This is a genomic window from Acinetobacter sp. 22512, assembly GCF_052044755.1.
Taxonomy (GTDB): Bacteria; Pseudomonadota; Gammaproteobacteria; order Pseudomonadales; family Moraxellaceae; genus Acinetobacter; species Acinetobacter pittii.
The window spans coordinates 18206-35188 of record NZ_JBQENP010000028.1 but is presented as its reverse complement, the minus strand read 5'-3'; the positions used below and the strand labels follow the sequence as shown (position 1 = coordinate 35188).

Below are 16983 nucleotides of genomic sequence, written 5' to 3'. Positions count from 1 at the left end.
AGAGCACACCTCATAAGTTTTAAAAGTCTAACTTATGGGGTGCAGTTCAGAACGGAAGGGGGACACCCTCGGGTGTGCTGGATTCTTTGGCTCCAGTCTGCTAACCCTCTTTCGTTTCACCACCATTATTTAGCAGTAATGCGGTGAAACTTCTTTATAGCCAAAGGAGTCCGCTATGCGTACTAATTCTTCTCAATTTTTGGCCTTTCCCAAACTCTTTCTATTCATACCGTTTAAACATTCTATAAATCGGTTTTGACGACTCTAGGTTTTTACGCCTAAACATCATTACGACTCAAAAATCATAGCAACAATAAACCAGAGATAGGCGAGCACACCATTTTGTGCCGCTTTTGTATGCCTGTTTTTAGCACTCAATTTAAGAGTGACGGCATTTCTATCTCTTTTACATACAACAAAAAATTATTTTAAGCGGTATATATGAACAATTTAGAATCTTCATTTAGAGCACTACGAGTGCTGCACACAGCAAAAGATTTATTTAATCAAGATGGATTTAACAAGGTCGGGGTTGACCGAATTATTGCTGAAGCCAAAATCCCCAAAGCGACTTTCTATAACATCTTTCATTCAAAAGCACGACTGATCGAGATGTGTTTAACCTTTCAAACGGATGCGCTCAAAGTAAAAGTCCTTTCAATTATCAATTCATACAGCGAACTTATGGTGTTCGATAAACTCAAGCAAATTTACTTTTTACATGCCAATTTAGAAGGATTTTACCGTTTACCATTTAAAGCAATTTTTGAAATTGAAAAGTGTTATGCAACGGCTTATCGAGTGGTTGTTGATTATAGAAACTGGTTTATAAATGAGCTTTATAAGCTGCTTCTTACTGTCAAAACTACCGCTTCAATAAAAGATGCCCACATGTTTCTATTTGCAATTGATGGAGCAATGGTTCAGCTGTTAAGTGCCAATAGCGTAGATGAATGAGATAAATTATTAGCTTACTTTTTATTTATGCTATCTGAGCATTCAACTTAAATCTTAAAAACAAAAAGCCCGAGATTGGGCTTTTTTGTGGATATTGGTCTATTAAAACTTAAGTTTTTTAAGCCCACGACTCACACCATTTTGTAGAGCGGCTTTAATTATAGGACCAATAAAAGGTACGCGACCTTTAAAGCTAATGGTGTAATCCAAACGACTACGATTATTTCCCAAGTCAGTAAATTTCATTACACCACGGTGACCTTTAATTGGGCTAATACCGCTGGTAATCGCATATTCAATCAGTTCATTTTCTTTATAGACTAAATTGGTTTCTACAAACGAAGGGGTCAATGGAATAGACATTTTGCGCGCAGAGCCAACACCATTACGAGCGTCTTTTCCGTTGCTAATGCGAGTCACTTTAGCAGGAGCAAAAAGCTTACTTAGGTTTTCATGCTCACTTAAGGTTGCAAATACCTTGTCTACGGGTGCATCAAATTCTTGTACGATGTTGATTTTTTGAGTTTTTAACATCTTATTTCCTCTAGAAATTATTTTGACATTGGTAATTGTCAGAATTTGGATGTTAGCACGCTTTGGGCAATGGGGGAATTCTTCTTCGTCGGAGTTATCGCATACTTAAAAAATTCACTTTGGTACATCTACAATGCTTTTTAGCCTTTTCTTAATTTTTTAAAGAAGGGCTGAATCACAGACCAGTTGGTTGAAACCCAGCAAATAAAGGAACCAGCCGTCACCATTGCTGTTCCTTGCCAAAAGCTCATCGATAATTGAGTTTGTAAAACAAACATTGCCAAAATAGACGAAATGATTGGGGTGAAATAAGAGGCCACCACAAGCACGGTAATGTTTCCATGAATGATGCCAATATTCCACGCGGCATAACCAAAACCCATGGCAGCAGACGCTACTAAAAGGGTGATGACTGTTGGAATATCCATTGACGGAATAGCGAATTGCCCCGATACAAGCAGCTTGAGCCAGAGAGTGAGCGCGACACCAACAAAGAAAATGGAAATTGGATTTTGCCCATTACTTAATTTTTTGGTGAGTACACAGTAAAAAGCCCAAATGATGGCGCCTGCAAATGCCAAAATATAGCTCAGTGGGTTGCTATGAAAATTATCGACAAGACTATTTAGACTAAAATCACCGCTTCCAGTTTGAATAAAAATAATGCCGAAAATTGAAAGCATTAAACCTAAAATAATAAGGAAATTAAACTTTAATTCCTTAAAAATAACAAAAGCTAAAACCGTTAAACTCGGCCACAGATAGTTAACAATACTAATTTCAATGGCTTGCCGTGCTGTCTGAGAATAAGCAATCGCAAACGAGAAGCACACCTCATAAGCCACGAACAGAATTGTGCCAAATATTAAGAATTTTTTAGAGATCTGCTTAAAATCTGGAACTTTGAAAATGGCAAGCAACAGTAGCGTACTTAAAGAATAAATAAAGGTAACACCTAGCTCAGGCCCAATGGCGGCACTGACTTGTTTCATTAAGCCCACCAGAGATGCCCACATGAGAATGGCGCTTAAACCAATCAATGTTGCTAGATTTTTTGACATAAAATTCAGTAAATAACGGTTAAAAAATGGTAAAAGATGAGGTTGTACTAATGAAAGGAATCAATTTTCAAGCTAAGGAATATAGGACAAATTATATAAAATATAAACAATTAAATTTATTGATTGGTTGAATCTGCTATGTTTATTTAAGCATTCAATTGAGTAAAGAAATTTCGAATAAAACAACATTCTTACGAGGAAAATATGGAAGTCATTAAAACGGTTGGTGTTGTTGGAGCAGGTGTAATAGGTGCAAGTTGGACGGCCTTATTTTTATATAAAGGATTTAAAGTTAAGGTTTACGACCCGTATCCTATAGATGAAGCGGTCTTTAAAAATAGAATATCTGCAAATTTAAATGATTTATTGGCTTTAGACCAAAACGCTGAACACAGTTATTCTCTAGCAGATGTACTGCTTCATCTAGAAATTTTTAATTATTTAAAAGATGCAGTTTCAGATGTAGATTTTATTCAAGAAAATGCCCCAGAACGTCTGGATGTAAAACAACAGCTATATCAAGAAATCACAGCATATTGCCCTGAACATACCATTATTGCTTCAAGTTCATCGGGCTTAAAAGTGTCTGATTTTCAAAAAGAGGCGCAACATCCTGAACGTATTTTATTAGGTCATCCTTTTAATCCACCTCATCTTTTACCTTTGGTCGAGATCGTTGGCGGTAATCTGACTGATCCTCAAATTTTAAAACAGGCTTCTGAGTTCTATAAACAACTGGGCAAGAATCCAATTGTTTTAAATAAAGAAGTAAAAGGGCATGTCGCAAACCGTTTGCAGGCTGCGCTATGGCGAGAAGCTTTTTCACTGGTTGAACAAGGCGTGTGCTCTGCCGAAGATGTCGATGTCGCGATTACCAGCGGGCCAGGTTTAAGATGGGCGCTCTTTGGTCCCTACATTAATATGCAGCTTGCCAACCAAAAGGGCTTTAAAGAAGCAATTCATCATTTAGGCCCACCAATGACAGAATGGTGGAATGATATGCATGCATTTCAACATTCAGACGAGACAACAGAATTATTGGAAACACAAACCAACCAGCTGTTAACCCAATATAAAAATATTGATTTATATGAAACCAGAGATAAAGGTCTGGTCGATATCTTAAAGCTCAGACAACAACTAAAGTTAGATTGAGTCAAATTTTGAAGACAAGCCAGTCATTTTATTGCAGAGATGATTGGCTTTTTTTGTTGGGGTAAATAACAAAAACATGCCTAGCTGAAACAATCCTAGATTCATTAAATGTTACTGAAATTCCTATCGCGTTGCATTTGAACTATATGCCTTACGTGAAAAGTAAGAATCGTTGCAAACCGTAAAGAAAGCCTCCTCATAATCAAAGGACATGATAGAAAATAGAGGAATAACAATATGCGCGCTCTAACTTACCACGGTGCAGAAGATGTTCGAGTAGAAACAGTAGCAGACCCTATTATTCAAGAACCAGATGACATTATTTTACGCGTGACTGCCACAGCGATATGTGGCTCTGATTTACATTTATATCGAGGCAAAATCCCTAGAACCGAACAGGGTGATATCTTTGGGCACGAATTTATGGGTGTGGTTGAAGAGGTCGGCCCAGCTGTCACCGCAGTCAAAAAGGGTGATCGTGTCATTGTTCCTTTTGTGATTGCCTGTGGCGAATGTTTCTTTTGCCAACTTGACCTAACTGCTGCCTGCGAAACCACGAATACAGGGCGCGGCGCAATTATTAATAAAAAGCAGATTCCACCAGGCGCAGCTTTGTTTGGTTATAGCCATCTTTACGGCGGTGTACCGGGCGGGCAAGCAGAATATGTGCGTGTGCCAAAAGCCAATAAAGGCCCTTTTAAAGTGCCAACTTCACTGTCAGATGAAAAAGTACTTTTCTTGACTGATATTTTACCGACTGCTTGGCAAGCCGTGACCAATGCCCAAGTGAAACGTGGCTCGACCGTTGCAATTTATGGTGCTGGTCCAGTCGGACTGTTAAGCGCTGCTTGTGCCAAGATGCTCGGTGCTGAAAAGATATTTATGGTCGATCACAATGACTATCGATTGAACTATGCAGCGACAACATACGGTGCTATTCCAGTGAATTTCGACGAAGTCGATGCTGCTGAATTTATTATTCAACATACCGACAATTACCGCGGTGTCGATGCGGTGATTGATGCCATTGGTTTCGAGGCGAAAGGCAGTGTGATTGAAACAGTCCTGACCAATTTAAAACTTGAAGGTTCAAGTGGTGCAGCACTGCGTCAATGTATTGCCGCGGTTCGCCGTGGTGGAGTGGTCAGCGTACCGGGTGTATATGCAGGCCCGATTCATGGTTTCTTATTTGGCGATGCTTTTGATAAAGGACTGACTTTTAAAATGGGCCAAACCCATGTGCATCAATATTTACCGCAACTGTTAGAATTGATTGAGCGTGGTGAATTAACACCTGAAACGATTATTACCCACCGAATGAAATTAGAAGATGCCGCAGAGGGATATCGCATTTTTAATGAAAGAGAAGAGGACTGTCGTAAGGTGATTCTGCTTCCTTAACATTCTCAATCTTATAATTCATTCTTAAGCCTCTTAGTGAAAGGGGCTTTTTTATTTTGAAATGCACAACTTTTAGTGCAGCTTTTTATTTTGTATTTTAAATCGCACTCAAATTGCCCAATCTTAGTATTACTTTTAATCAAAAACGTAATACTAAGCTGGCATGTCCTTTGCATAGTCTTAAGCAATCAAAAGTGATCTAGGGTTCCGATACTTACAGTATGTCTGGACCGAGAGTTCACGGTTCCTAGCGAACTACACGGAGGGATAAAAGCCCGGGAGGAAGTCTAAAACTATCCGACAGGAGTAGCTATGAACACTGCAAGTTATCATAACAATCAGGCGATTTGGACCGAACTTTTACCCGGCGGACATCACTGGTCGGGTCGTATTCAAAAAGGAACTATTCTTAGATTTACATCGCTAGGCGTTCAGGCAAATGTTTCTTTGTTTTGTGTAAATGCTGCCGATGTGCTTGAACGTTTTAACATGCCCGACAGTTTAAAAGGGCAACACACCGCCTATTTAAAAGCTTCTAATGTGCTGTACTCAGACCTAGGCCGTGTGATGGCTTCCATTGTTCATGATGATCATGGCTGGAACGATGCACTTTGTGGCCCAAGCCGACCTGAGCAAATTGAAAAGCAATTCGGCAATCGCACATTTCAAGATGCCCGCAATGATATGTACCAAAATGGCTTGGACAGCTTACTCATTGAAATGTGTAAATACGGACTTGCCAGCCAAGACCTGAGTGCCGCCGTTAACCTATTTTCTAAAGTTGCACCAGATGAAAACGGCGCTTTGTCTTATGTCAGCTCTGACAACACCGATCAAACCATTGAACTGCGTTTTGAAATGGACTGCCTGCTATTTTTATCTGCCGCGCCGCATGGTTTAGACACCAGCCCAATCTATCAACCTGCTGATATTCAACTCAGTCTATTTAAAGCCAACTCTCTAACAGACAACGATATTTGTCGTGATGCGTGTTCACAAAATCAGCGTGCGTTTCAAAACACAGCCCGCTACTACGCGCTTAGCAATATTTAAATCAGGAGAAGCATCATGACAGTTTTACAATCATTTGAAAAAGCAGTTTTAAATGAAGTTTGTCCTGCGGGTGAAGCGTGGATGTGCGAGGTTAAAAAGGGCCAATATTTTCGAATTATTGACCTTGAGGGAAACCAAGCGGTCGATACTTTGTTTATGAGTGCTGAAAACCCAACTGAGCGTTATAGCGCAATGGACACTTTGGCTATCAACCAACAGATTTATTTAGAAAAGGGCACCAAGCTCTACAGTAACTTTGGCCGCCCAATTGCCGTCATTCATGATGATAACTGTGGTCGCCATGACACCATTGGCGGTGCCTGTTCTTGTGAAAGTAATACGGTTCGCTATGCACATGAAACATACCCTATGCATAGTTGCCGTAACAACTTTATGTATGCCTTGGCAAAACATCCGATTGCAAAAAAGCATGGTTTAAATGTCCGTCATATCGGTCCAAACATTAACTTTTTTATGAATGTGCCTGTGACACCAGACGGTCAGCTTAAATTTGATGACGGAATTTCAGGCCCCGGTAAATATGTCGAAGTTCGGGCGGAAATGGATTTAATTGTTTTAATTTCCAATTGTCCTCAGCTCAATAACCCATGTAATGCCTATAACCCAACCAAAATTCAACTGGTTGTCCGTGAAGCGGAAGGGGTGTAAGCATGTTTAAAAAAGTTCTGATTGCTAACCGCGGTGCAATTGCCTGTCGCGTAATTCGCACCCTTAAAAAACTCGGGATCGCTTCGGTGGCTGTTTACTCCGAAGCAGATCGTGATTCTTTACACGTGACTTTGGCCGATGAAGCTTTCCTAATTGGTCCTGCACCTGCCCATCAAAGTTATTTAAATATTGAAAAAATCCTTGAAGTTGCAAAACAGTCGGGAGCAGAAGCCATTCACCCTGGTTATGGTTTTTTGTCTGAAAATGCCGAGTTTTGTGATTTGTGCGAAAGCCAAGGCATTGCGTTTATTGGGCCAACTTCAAGCCAAATGCTCGATTTTGGTTTAAAACATACTGCACGTGAACTTGCTATTAAAAGTAATGTACCTCTACTTCCGGGCAGCTCACTACTTGCCGATGAAGCTGAGGCTTTAATCGAAGCGGCCCGTATTGGTTATCCGGTCATGCTGAAAAGTACCGCGGGCGGTGGTGGTATTGGTATGCGTCTGGTTTGGAATGAAAACGAATTAAAAGATGCTTATCAAACCGTGTCTTATTTAGCGCAGGTCAATTTTAAAGATGCAGGTTTGTATTTAGAAAAATTTGTACAACATGCGCGTCACATCGAAGTACAAATTTTTGGTGATGGGAAAGGGCAAGTTTTAGCCTTGGGTGAGCGTGATTGTTCGGTGCAACGCCGTAATCAAAAAGTGATTGAAGAAACACCTGCACCACACTTAAATGAACAGCAACGCGACTATCTTCAAAAAGTTGCGATTCAACTTATGCAGTCTGTGAACTACCGCTCGGCAGGCACAGTTGAGTTTGTTATGGACACCGAAACCCAAGAGTTTTATTTCTTAGAGGTTAACACGCGTTTGCAAGTCGAGCACGGCGTGACCGAGCAAGTGTTTGGTGTCGACTTGGTCGAGTGGATGGTTACCTTGGCAAGCGCTGACTGGTCTGCACCCACTAAAAAGTTAGAGCCAACAGGACATTCCATTCAGGTACGTCTTTATGCCGAAGACCCAATTAAACAGTTCCAGCCGAGTGCAGGTCTACTTACCCACGTTAAATTTGACCCGCAAGCTCGAGTCGAAACATGGGTAGAAACAGGTTCAACGGTATCGTCTTTTTATGACCCAATGATTGCCAAAATCATTGTGACTGCTGCAACACGGGACCAAGCCATACAGGCAATGAGTACTAGTCTTGCCAACACGCAAGTCGCAGGCATTGAAACCAATCTGGAATACTTACAAAATATTATTGCTTGTGATGTATTTGCTTTAGGTACTCAAACCACTCGTTTTTTAAATACGTTTGAATGGAAAACTCAAAAAATTGAGGTGTTGCAGGCTGGCATTCAAACTGCCATTCAAGACGTAACAGGTCGATTAGGTTATTGGGATGTTGGGGTGCCGCCATCAGGTGCCATCGATCCACTCAGTTTAACTGTGGCAAATCAGCTTTTAGCCAATCAACCAAATACGGCAGGACTTGAATGTACCTTGCAAGGGCCAACTTTAAAGTTTCACTGCGATAGCCAAATTGTCATTACAGGCGGTGATATGCCTTCAAAACTTGATGGCGAACTTGTGCCGATGTGGCAAACCATCAATGTAAAAAAAGGCCAAGTTTTAAAATGTGGGCTTATCCGTTCAGGTTGCCGTAGCTATATTGGCGTTAAAGGTGGTTTTGATGTTCCTGACTACCTAGGCTCACAGGCAACTTTTACTTTGGGACAGTTTGGTGGGCACGCAGGCCGTAATTTATTAATTGGCGATATGCTGCCAATTACTGAATATTCCGCTTACTCGACCACAGCTCTAGCTCAAGCACAAATTCCTAGCTTTACCCAAAACTGGGAAATTGCAGTCATGTATGGCCCACATGGCGCACCAGATTTTTTTACCAAACAAGATATTGATACGTTCTTTGCCAATGAGTTCGAAATTCACTATAACTCAAGCCGGACAGGCATTCGTTTGATTGGGCCAAAACCTGAGTGGGCACGTGAAGACGGCGGTGAGGCGGGTTTGCATCCTTCCAATATTCATGACAATGCTTATGCGATTGGGGCAATTGATTTTACGGGTGATATGCCAATTATTTTGGGTCCGGATGGTCCGAGCTTAGGTGGCTTTGTTTGCCCTGCGGTAGTCATTCATTCCGAGCTTTGGAAAATCGGGCAGCTAAAAGCAGGTGATAAAGTTAAATTTGTACCTGTGAGTTACACGCAAGCAAAAGCACTTGATCAAAAATATCATCAAAGCTTAAACACGACCGATACAACTCAGATCAATTTCAACCCATCCATTCAAGCAGAACCCGACACTTTAAAAGATGCAGTTTTAGCTACTTTAGAAGGTAAAACTGATTTACCAAGCGTGACCTATCGACCAGCAGGAAATAGCTATTTGTTGGTGGAATATGGTGAGTTAGTACTCGATTTAAATTTACGCTTCCGTATTCATGCGCTCATGCAATGGGTCAAAGATCAAAACATTCAGGGTATTATCGATTTAACACCGGGTATTCGTTCACTACAAATTCATTTTGATTCAATTCAACTCGATCAACTTGAGCTTTTACAGAAACTTCAACAGGCAGAAGCCGAATTACCCGATATTCAAAATATGCAGGTGCCTTCACGGACTGTCTATTTGCCTTTGGCTTGGGAAGATTCACAAACTCAACTTGCCACCGAACGCTATACACAAATTGTTCGTCCAGATGCGCCGTGGTGCCCAGATAACGTCGAGTTTATACGCCGTATTAATGGCTTAGCTTCAAAGCAAGCGGTTAAAGATGTGGTCTATAGTGCAAACTATTTGGTGATGGGGTTAGGCGATGTGTATTTAGGTGCACCCGTTGCAACGCCGCTCGACCCACGCCAACGTTTAGTCACCACAAAATATAATCCGGCACGAACTTGGACACCTGAAAATGCGGTCGGCATTGGCGGGGCTTATATGTGTGTGTACGGTATGGAAGGACCGGGTGGTTACCAGTTTGTTGGCCGTACTACTCAAATGTGGAGTCGTTATCGTAAAAATGCCGACTTCGAAGATGGCAAACCGTGGTTATTACGCTTTTTTGACCAAGTTAAGTTTTATGAAGTTTCTGAGGCTGAACTTCTGCAAATGCGTGAAGACTTTAAGGCGGGCCGACTACAACTTCGCATTGAAGATGGTGTACTCAACCTAAAAGAATACAACGAATTTTTAAAAACACATCAAGATAGCATTCAAGCCTTTAAAGATACACAGCAAGCTAACTTTGAGGCTGAGCGCCGCCGTTGGCACGAAGCGGGCTTGCAAGAATATATCTCTGAAAGCCTAGATGCTGTAGATGAGGGCGAAACCGTAGTTATTCCTGAAGGGGGGTGTGCAGTCGAATCACACATGCCAGGCTCAATCTGGAAAATCGAATGTGCATCGGGGGATATTGTTGAAGAAGGCGCAACCCTTGCGGTAATTGAGGCAATGAAAATTGAAATTCCGATTATTGCGCCAGAACGCATGAAAGTAGAAACCATTACCATTGAAAAAGGGCAAACCGTAAAAACAGGACAAGTGCTATTTACCTTGGCACCTGTGGCCTAAATTAAAAAGAGAGCATTAATATCAATGCTCTCTTTAAACCTTATGCTTCGGTCAAATGCTTTAATACTTTATGACCATGTTCCACAGCTTCTAATTTAATTTTCGACTCTGGGTTACCCGATAAAGGCGATACGTCATAAAGCAAGAATGTGCTGCTTAACTGCATTTGCGTATATTGAATTGAATATTGAACCGCTTTTAAAAAGCTATCAATTAAGTTTTCTCGTTCATTTACCATGTCAGCTTCTTTTTGCCCGACTGTCATACTAATAATGACTTTTTTATCTTTTAATTTGTCGCCTTGAGAGCCATAAGCAAACTGATAAGTAAAAACTTCATCAAACCATAATTTCAAAATTGCCGGCATATTAAACCAGAACATAGGATATTGCAGAATGATGGTGTCATGGCGCAACAAGGCTTCTTGTTCAGCACTTACATCAATTTGGTAGTCTGGATAAAGTTGGAAAATATCTCGGACTTCAAGGTCTGGATAGGTTTTTACGAGTTCATTCACAATCGTTTTATTTGCAATAGATTGCGCGTAGTAGGGATGAGCTAAAATCAGTAAAGCCATGAGAATACCTTTAAACTATAAAAATAATAGTCACTATAATTTTTATAGTATTGGCGTACAATAACTATCAAAGTTGATAGGTGGCATGAAAAATGGCAAATACTGAAAATAAATGTGAAATCACCATGAATGGAAAAACGTATCCATGTCATATCAGTATGGCTATGGACTTGGTGGGTGGAAAATGGAAATGCGTTATTTTGTATTATCTAAAAGATGGACCAAAACGTTTTAATGAAATCAATCAATTAATGCCCACCATCACAGAAATGACCTTAAGCCTTCAACTCAAACAATTAGAGCAAAGTGGCTTAATATCTCGAACCGTTTATGGTGAAAAAGCACCAATTAAAGTGGTTTATGAAATGACCGAATTAGGGCAGTCTTTTAAACCTGTTTTAGAGTCTTTATCGGTATGGGCACATACGATGATTAATCAGTCATAAGATGAAAAAATTAACTTTTTAAAAATATAAATATTAGCCCCATCCCTGTGCATGGGGCTTTTTCTTGCCCAAAAATCACTCACAAATCTCTGCCAAGCCCATCAAAAAGACGCTTAAAAACTGGCACATTTTCTGCATCTCTTATCAGTAATACAAAAACTGAATTTGGTAATACCAAACTAGAGGTGCGATATGAACGATGTAAAACCTATGGTTCAACCAAAGCAATCCTTAAAAGCCTTTTTAGTCGAATTGCTTAGCGTACGTGCAGGCGTATATATCAAGCAAAACAATCATCCGAATAAAGCAAAAGGATAAGACTGTGGCAAAACAAAAGTTGGCTCGAATCAGTATTACTGTACCTGAAACGACCCTCAACGCACTCGACCAAAAAATTGTCGAGCAGAACTATGAAAGTCGCTCGCAAGCCATTGTCGACATGATTAATAAACACTTAATTGCAGAACAGGCGCAGGCCAATGAGGTCATGGTAGGCACGTTGACGCTGCTTTATGACGCTAGCCAAATGACCTTGCGTAATCAATTGGTCGATTTACAACAACAGTTTTTAGCACAGGTGATTAGTTCACTTCATATCCAGCTCGACCAACAAAAGATATTGCAAGTCATGTTAATGCAGGGCGCGAGTTCTGAACTCAGACAAATTAGCCAGCAATTTATTGTGCTGAAAGGGGTGATTAAAGGGCATTTAGAACTGATGGATGCCGTCATGCCGCCTATACAGCAAAATGACTAAATGAGGAGTAGCGTGTTGAAAAATTTATGGACAATTCAAGACTGGAAAACAGCATATCAAAACGGGCAAATCCATCTTGCAGATCTGATTGGCTACGTTGCAGAAATTAAAAATGATGATAATGCGTGGATTGAAATTGCATCGAACGAGCAGATTCAGGCACAAATTGATGTTTTAAACGACCAGAATATTGCTGACTTACCTTTATATGGTGTGCCATTTGCAGTTAAAGACAACATTGATGTTGCTGGTTTTCACACCACTGCTGCCTGTAAAGAGGTTCAATATTTAGCGACACAAGATGCTGCCGTAGTAGCCAAGCTAAAAAAAGCAGGGGCAATTGTGGTTGGTAAAACTAATCTCGATCAGTTTGCAACGGGACTAGTTGGTGTTCGCTCTCCATACGGTGCAGTAAAAAATAGTTTTAACCCTGAATATATCAGTGGGGGTTCAAGCTCAGGTTCTTCGGTGGTGGTTGCCAACGGTATTGTACCTTTTAGTTTAGGGACAGACACGGCAGGGTCAGGGCGTGTTCCTGCTGGCCATAACAATATTGTGGGCCTTAAACCGACAAAAGGCTGGTTTTCTACCACAGGTTTAATTCCTGCATGTCGAACCATTGATGTCATTTCTATTTTTGCGCTACATATTGATGATGCGTGGACAGTTGCCAGTTTAATACAGGGCTATGATGAAACAGATGAATATTCACGAGCACATCCAGCCAATGTACCGACTCAATTTTCTAAAAGAAAAATTGCCATTCCAGCTCAGCTTGAGTTTTATGGCGATCTGGAATCTGAAAAAGCCTTTTTAGTTGCAGTCGAGCGCTTAAAAAAACTAGGCTATGACGTTGAGAGTATTGATTTCAGTGCGTTTAATGAGCTTGCTGCTGCACTGTATAACGATGCTTGGGTAGCGGAAAGAACAGTCGCCGTTGAACGCATGACAACACGTGAAAAGGCTCATCCAGTCATTGCTCAAATTATTGCGCAGGCAGATAAATTCAAGGCAACAGATGCACTTCAAGCCGAATATAACCGTGCCGTTCTGGCTCGAAAAATTAATTTGGCATTACAACCTTTTGATGCATTGATGGTTCCGACAGCACCAACCATTTATACCATTGCCGAAGTTGAAGCTGACCCGTTGACTAAAAATGCACACATGGGGGCATATACCAACTTTGTCAATTTTGCTGATCTTTCGGCTTTAGCTTTACCTAACGTACTCCGTGAAGACGGCCTACCAAGCGGCGTAACCTTTATTGCACCAGCTTGGCACGATCAGGCACTCGTCAATTTTGCGCAGCTTTGGCAAGCCGAAACATCGCTGAGTTTAGGTAAATCAACTCAGCATTATCAAAAAAGTCTAGAAATCCAATCGAATCATTCAGTGCAGCTTGCTGTAGTGGGAGCACACTTAACAGGCATGCCACTTAATTTTCAGCTCACTAGCCGTAATGCCACTTTGCTCAAGAAAACCCAGACCGCAGAGACTTATAAACTCTTTGCCTTGAAAAATACCACGCCACCAAAGCCGGGACCGCAATGTGACGCAGCAGGTACGTCCATTGAAGTGGAAGTGTGGGATGTTCCTTTAGCAAATTTTGGAGCCATTGTGGCTGAAGTGCCTGCACCACTTGGTATTGGGAACCTGAAATTAAAAGATGGAACATGGGTCAAAGGCTTTATTTGCGAAGCTTATGCTATTCAAGATGCAACCGATATTAGCCATTTTGGAGGCTGGCGAGCCTATATAAAGTCACTCAATCAAACTGCTCAAAATGTTGTTAGTAAAAATGTTGGGGAAGTTTCTATATGATTAAAAAAGCGTTGTTATCCGTATCTATTTTATCGGCAGTTATATTGGGTGGGTGTGACAATACCGCTAAAGTGCCTGAGGCTAAACAAGACACTCAGGCATCCACAAATACAAAACCAATTACCATTGGCTATAGTGATTGGCCGGGCTGGGTGGCTTGGCAAGTGGCTATTGAAAAAGGCTGGTTAAAAGAAGCAGGGCTAAATGTAGAGTTTAAATGGTTTGATTATTCGGCTTCTCTGTCAGCCTTTTCCGCAAATCAGCTCGATGCTGTGTTGGTCACCAATGGCGATAACTTGGTAACTGCTTCGGGCGGTACGCAAGGCATGATGATCATGGCAACGGATTATTCTGCGGGCAATGATGTCATTATTGCAAAAGAGGGCATTAATACCATTCAAGACTTAAAAGGAAAATCAATCGGTGTTGAAAAAGGCTTGGTTGATCATCTTTTGCTAGCAACTGCTTTGACCGATCATAACATTAAAGCGAATGAGGTGAAGCTGGTAAATTCGGCGACAAACCAATTACCTCAAGTGTTTAATAGCCCAGATATTTCTGCGATTGCTGTTTGGCAACCTGTTGCAGGTCAAGCATTAAAAGCAGTGGCAGGCTCTAAAATTATCTACACATCTAAAGACAAGCCAGGTTTAATTTACGACACATTAACAGTCAACATGAGCCATTTAACAGCTCATCAAGAGGAATGGAAAAAAGTCATTCAGGTGTGGGATAAAACAGTTAAATATATTAATGACCCTGCAACTCATGCCGATGCGGTTAAAATTATGGCAAACCGTTCAGGCGTCGACCCAAAACAATATGAGTTGATGGTCAGCGGTACGCATTTATTAGATATCAGTGCCAATAAAAAAGTATTTGCTAAATCTCAAGGCTTTGACTCGATTTATGGCTCTAGCTATCACGTCAATAAATTTAACGTCGAAAACGGTATTTATAAAACCGAACAAAATGTAGATGGGCTGATTTATCCAACACTCATAGAACAACTTAAATAAACCCCATAAATTAAAAAGCCCAAGTTCAACTTGGGCTTTTTAATGTCTGACTTATTTTTCTGTACTAACCTGAGTCATACGCGGTATTTTCGGTAAGTCTTGTAAGGCAGGGTCAAGCTCATCTTCTTCAGCGTGAACTAAATAATCTACCCATGAGCGGAGCTGTTTAAACTCAGGTGTGCTCATCAAGTCGAGTGAGCGTGGACGCGGCAAATTAACTTCAATAATTTCTTTAATTTCACCGGGATTGGCTTTGAGTGCCACAATTCGGTCTGCCAGTAAAATAGCTTCATCCATGTCATGGGTGACAAAAATAATGGTGATATCAATGTTTTGCCATAAATCCATCAAGTGCTTTTGCATTTTTTGGCGAGTATGTGGGTCGAGCGCACCAAAAGGTTCATCCATGAGTAAGATTTTAGGTTGATTAACTAAAGCTCTAGCAATCGCAACACGCTGTTTCATGCCACCAGAAAGTTGGTGTGGATACTGATTTTCATACTTTTCCAAACCAATAATATTGATCCATTCACGTGCTTGAGCTTCGGCTGTCATTTGACTAGCGCCGCGCATTTGCGGACCAAACATCACGTTTTCTTTTACAGTTTTCCAAGGAAAAAGGGTATAGCCCTGAAACACCATGCCGCGTTCAGGACATGGACCCGTAATGCATTCGCCGTCTACTAAAACTTCACCACTATGGTATGGGTCTAAACCTGCGATAACACGGCTCAGTGTTGACTTACCGCAGCCAGAAGGGCCAATCACACAAATAAATTCTCTTTTATGAATTTTTAAATCGAGCTTATTTAAAACGGTACGTTCGCTTTGACCATGCTTAAAGACTTGGCTCAGTTGTTTAGCTTCTAAAATAACAGGACGTTCATAAATTTTTTGAAAGTATTCATGCGCGTTAAATGTTGAATCGTTCATTATTTTGCTCCTACTTTCCAAGTAAACATCCGCTCACCTAGCTTCATTAATAACCAATCACAGACCAGACCAATCACACCAATAATCAAAATAGCTGCATAGACATTGTCAAAGTTTTGATAGCGTGCCTGTTGGGTAATAAACCATGTAATACCCGAGGTCGTACCAATCAACTCCGAAACAATTAAATAGGTCCAAGCCCAGCCCAATAGCACACGTAAGTCCCGGTAAATATCAGGTAAGGCCGCAGGAATCACCACGTGAAATAAACTTTTGAGCTTATTGGTACCAAGCGTATAGCCAGCTTCAATTAAGCTTCGATCTACCATTCGGGTGGTATTGGCAATAATTAGAATTTGCTGAAATAGCGTACCAATCACAATAATGGCAATTTTAGGCGCATCATTAATTCCTAAAATTGCTACTGCAAGCGCGCCAAATGCAGGTGCGGGCAAGTAACGGAAAAACTCGACAAAAGGCTCTGTTAACAGTGATATACGCTTAGAAAAACCACACAAAATACCGATTGGAATTCCAATCAATGAAGAGATAAAAAAAGCTGAAAAAACCAGTTTAATACTGTGCCATAAACTTTGATGAAACCACGGTGAATCAGGTTGTTCTGGTGGTGTGGTAAAGGCGGTGACCAAAGCTTGAGCGACTTCATGAGGAGCGGGTAAATAAATCGGATTGACTAAAATACCTTGTGGTGGTGCAGAATTTCGATTGACTGCATTTTGTGCTTCGAGATAGAACACATTTTTATCAATGCGACTTCCTACTTGTAAGTAAGAAACACTGCCTGAACTTGTGATTTGTACTTGAGGATGCCAAACAAAAGGTAAGTAACTGATTGCGCACCAAAGACATATTGGAATAACGAAAGAACAAATACTGAGAATCAGCTTGTTCTTTCGCGTAAATTCCTTTGCAACATAACCCATATCGAGAGCTCCCCATTTTGATCAGTATTACGATTTTCATAAAAC

The 16983-nt window shown here is 40.8% G+C and carries 16 protein-coding genes and 1 riboswitch; of the genes, 11 read left to right on the top strand and 5 right to left on the bottom strand.

Annotated elements, in window-relative coordinates; all coding sequences use genetic code 11:
- The first annotated feature begins 441 nt into the window (after window positions 1-441).
- On the top strand, window positions 442-957 hold the full coding sequence (locus ACTJJG_RS18085) for a TetR/AcrR family transcriptional regulator (protein ID WP_069120096.1): 516 nt from the start codon (window positions 442-444) through the stop codon (window positions 955-957).
- 102 nt (window positions 958-1059) lie between these two features.
- Here the strand turns inward: ACTJJG_RS18085 and ACTJJG_RS18080 are convergent, their stop codons facing one another.
- Together ACTJJG_RS18080 and yddG are read right to left on the bottom strand one after the other, a co-directional pair.
- The gene (locus ACTJJG_RS18080) at window positions 1060-1491 is read right to left on the bottom strand and encodes an SRPBCC family protein (protein ID WP_017481476.1); all 432 of its coding nucleotides are present in this window, start codon (window positions 1489-1491) and stop codon (window positions 1060-1062) included.
- Between the two features lie 140 nt (window positions 1492-1631).
- Entirely contained in the window at window positions 1632-2552 is a 921-nt protein-coding gene (gene yddG, locus ACTJJG_RS18075) for an aromatic amino acid DMT transporter YddG (protein WP_057077034.1), read from the bottom strand.
- A 204-nt stretch (window positions 2553-2756) separates the two neighbouring features.
- Between yddG and ACTJJG_RS18070 the strand changes: the two genes are divergently transcribed.
- The 5 genes from ACTJJG_RS18070 to uca all read left to right on the top strand — a co-directional run bounded on the left by ACTJJG_RS18070 (window position 2757) and on the right by uca (window position 10438).
- The gene (locus ACTJJG_RS18070) at window positions 2757-3707 is read left to right on the top strand and encodes a 3-hydroxyacyl-CoA dehydrogenase NAD-binding domain-containing protein (protein WP_069120093.1); all 951 of its coding nucleotides are present in this window, start codon (window positions 2757-2759) and stop codon (window positions 3705-3707) included.
- A gap of 237 nt (window positions 3708-3944) precedes the next feature.
- On the top strand, window positions 3945-5108 hold the full coding sequence (locus ACTJJG_RS18065) for a zinc-dependent alcohol dehydrogenase (RefSeq protein ID WP_069120090.1): 1164 nt from the start codon (window positions 3945-3947) through the stop codon (window positions 5106-5108).
- A gap of 188 nt (window positions 5109-5296) precedes the next feature.
- A riboswitch (guanidine-I (ykkC/yxkD leader) is annotated at window positions 5297-5392 on the top strand.
- Between the two features lie 28 nt (window positions 5393-5420).
- Entirely contained in the window at window positions 5421-6161 is a 741-nt protein-coding gene (locus ACTJJG_RS18060; protein WP_069120088.1) for an urea amidolyase associated protein UAAP1, read from the top strand.
- A 15-nt stretch (window positions 6162-6176) separates the two neighbouring features.
- Window positions 6177-6830, top strand: coding sequence for an urea amidolyase associated protein UAAP2 (locus ACTJJG_RS18055; protein ID WP_000217380.1), 654 nt, complete (start codon window positions 6177-6179; stop codon window positions 6828-6830).
- Window positions 6831-6832: 2 nt separating this feature from the next.
- Window positions 6833-10438 (top strand): urea carboxylase, encoded by a 3606-nt coding sequence (gene uca, locus ACTJJG_RS18050; protein ID WP_233752548.1) that lies wholly within the window; start codon window positions 6833-6835, stop codon window positions 10436-10438.
- 40 nt (window positions 10439-10478) lie between these two features.
- Here the strand turns inward: uca and ACTJJG_RS18045 are convergent, their stop codons facing one another.
- Entirely contained in the window at window positions 10479-11015 is a 537-nt protein-coding gene (locus tag ACTJJG_RS18045) for an NAD(P)H-dependent oxidoreductase (RefSeq protein WP_130625568.1), read from the bottom strand.
- 92 nt (window positions 11016-11107) lie between these two features.
- Between ACTJJG_RS18045 and ACTJJG_RS18040 the strand changes: the two genes are divergently transcribed.
- The 5 genes from ACTJJG_RS18040 to ACTJJG_RS18020 all read left to right on the top strand — a co-directional run bounded on the left by ACTJJG_RS18040 (window position 11108) and on the right by ACTJJG_RS18020 (window position 15061).
- Entirely contained in the window at window positions 11108-11461 is a 354-nt protein-coding gene (locus ACTJJG_RS18040; RefSeq protein WP_031960287.1) for a winged helix-turn-helix transcriptional regulator, read from the top strand.
- Window positions 11462-11653: 192 nt separating this feature from the next.
- Window positions 11654-11779, top strand: a complete 126-nt coding sequence (locus ACTJJG_RS18035) for a hypothetical protein (RefSeq protein ID WP_130625566.1) — start codon at window positions 11654-11656, stop codon at window positions 11777-11779.
- A gap of 4 nt (window positions 11780-11783) precedes the next feature.
- Complete coding sequence (locus ACTJJG_RS18030) at window positions 11784-12218, top strand: CopG family ribbon-helix-helix protein (protein ID WP_001118705.1); 435 nt, start codon at window positions 11784-11786, stop codon at window positions 12216-12218.
- Window positions 12219-12230: 12 nt separating this feature from the next.
- Window positions 12231-14042, top strand: a complete 1812-nt coding sequence (gene atzF / locus ACTJJG_RS18025) for an allophanate hydrolase (RefSeq protein WP_130625565.1) — start codon at window positions 12231-12233, stop codon at window positions 14040-14042.
- Window positions 14039-15061 carry an ABC transporter substrate-binding protein gene (locus ACTJJG_RS18020; RefSeq protein ID WP_130625564.1) on the top strand — a complete coding sequence of 341 codons (1023 nt, stop codon included), beginning with the start codon at window positions 14039-14041 and terminating at the stop codon, window positions 15059-15061. The genes atzF and ACTJJG_RS18020 overlap by 4 nt, the downstream gene beginning before the upstream one ends.
- Before the next feature lie 51 nt (window positions 15062-15112).
- Here the strand turns inward: ACTJJG_RS18020 and ACTJJG_RS18015 are convergent, their stop codons facing one another.
- Window positions 15113-15994: an ABC transporter ATP-binding protein gene (locus tag ACTJJG_RS18015; protein WP_130625563.1), complete on the bottom strand. Its 882-nt coding sequence runs from the start codon at window positions 15992-15994 to the stop codon at window positions 15113-15115.
- Window positions 15994-16938, bottom strand: a complete 945-nt coding sequence (locus tag ACTJJG_RS18010; protein ID WP_130625562.1) for an ABC transporter permease — start codon at window positions 16936-16938, stop codon at window positions 15994-15996. The genes ACTJJG_RS18015 and ACTJJG_RS18010 overlap by 1 nt, the downstream gene beginning before the upstream one ends.
- Between the last annotated feature and the right edge of the window lie 45 nt (window positions 16939-16983).

Excerpts from the sequence above, each read along its gene's own strand:
- ACTJJG_RS18085 (WP_069120096.1), top strand. The coding sequence starts at position 442 with ATGAACAATTTAGAATCTTCATTTAGAGCACTACGAGTGCTGCACACA.
- ACTJJG_RS18080 (WP_017481476.1), bottom strand. The coding sequence starts at position 1,491 with ATGTTAAAAACTCAAAAAATCAACATCGTACAAGAATTTGATGCACCC.
- yddG (WP_057077034.1), bottom strand. The coding sequence starts at position 2,552 with ATGTCAAAAAATCTAGCAACATTGATTGGTTTAAGCGCCATTCTCATG.
- ACTJJG_RS18070 (WP_069120093.1), top strand. The coding sequence starts at position 2,757 with ATGGAAGTCATTAAAACGGTTGGTGTTGTTGGAGCAGGTGTAATAGGT.
- ACTJJG_RS18065 (WP_069120090.1), top strand. The coding sequence starts at position 3,945 with ATGCGCGCTCTAACTTACCACGGTGCAGAAGATGTTCGAGTAGAAACA.
- ACTJJG_RS18060 (WP_069120088.1), top strand. The coding sequence starts at position 5,421 with ATGAACACTGCAAGTTATCATAACAATCAGGCGATTTGGACCGAACTT.
- ACTJJG_RS18055 (WP_000217380.1), top strand. The coding sequence starts at position 6,177 with ATGACAGTTTTACAATCATTTGAAAAAGCAGTTTTAAATGAAGTTTGT.
- uca (WP_233752548.1), top strand. The coding sequence starts at position 6,833 with ATGTTTAAAAAAGTTCTGATTGCTAACCGCGGTGCAATTGCCTGTCGC.
- ACTJJG_RS18045 (WP_130625568.1), bottom strand. The coding sequence starts at position 11,015 with ATGGCTTTACTGATTTTAGCTCATCCCTACTACGCGCAATCTATTGCA.
- ACTJJG_RS18040 (WP_031960287.1), top strand. The coding sequence starts at position 11,108 with ATGGCAAATACTGAAAATAAATGTGAAATCACCATGAATGGAAAAACG.
- ACTJJG_RS18035 (WP_130625566.1), top strand. The coding sequence starts at position 11,654 with ATGAACGATGTAAAACCTATGGTTCAACCAAAGCAATCCTTAAAAGCC.
- ACTJJG_RS18020 (WP_130625564.1), top strand. The coding sequence starts at position 14,039 with ATGATTAAAAAAGCGTTGTTATCCGTATCTATTTTATCGGCAGTTATA.
- ACTJJG_RS18015 (WP_130625563.1), bottom strand. The coding sequence starts at position 15,994 with ATGAACGATTCAACATTTAACGCGCATGAATACTTTCAAAAAATTTAT.
- ACTJJG_RS18010 (WP_130625562.1), bottom strand. The coding sequence starts at position 16,938 with ATGGGTTATGTTGCAAAGGAATTTACGCGAAAGAACAAGCTGATTCTC.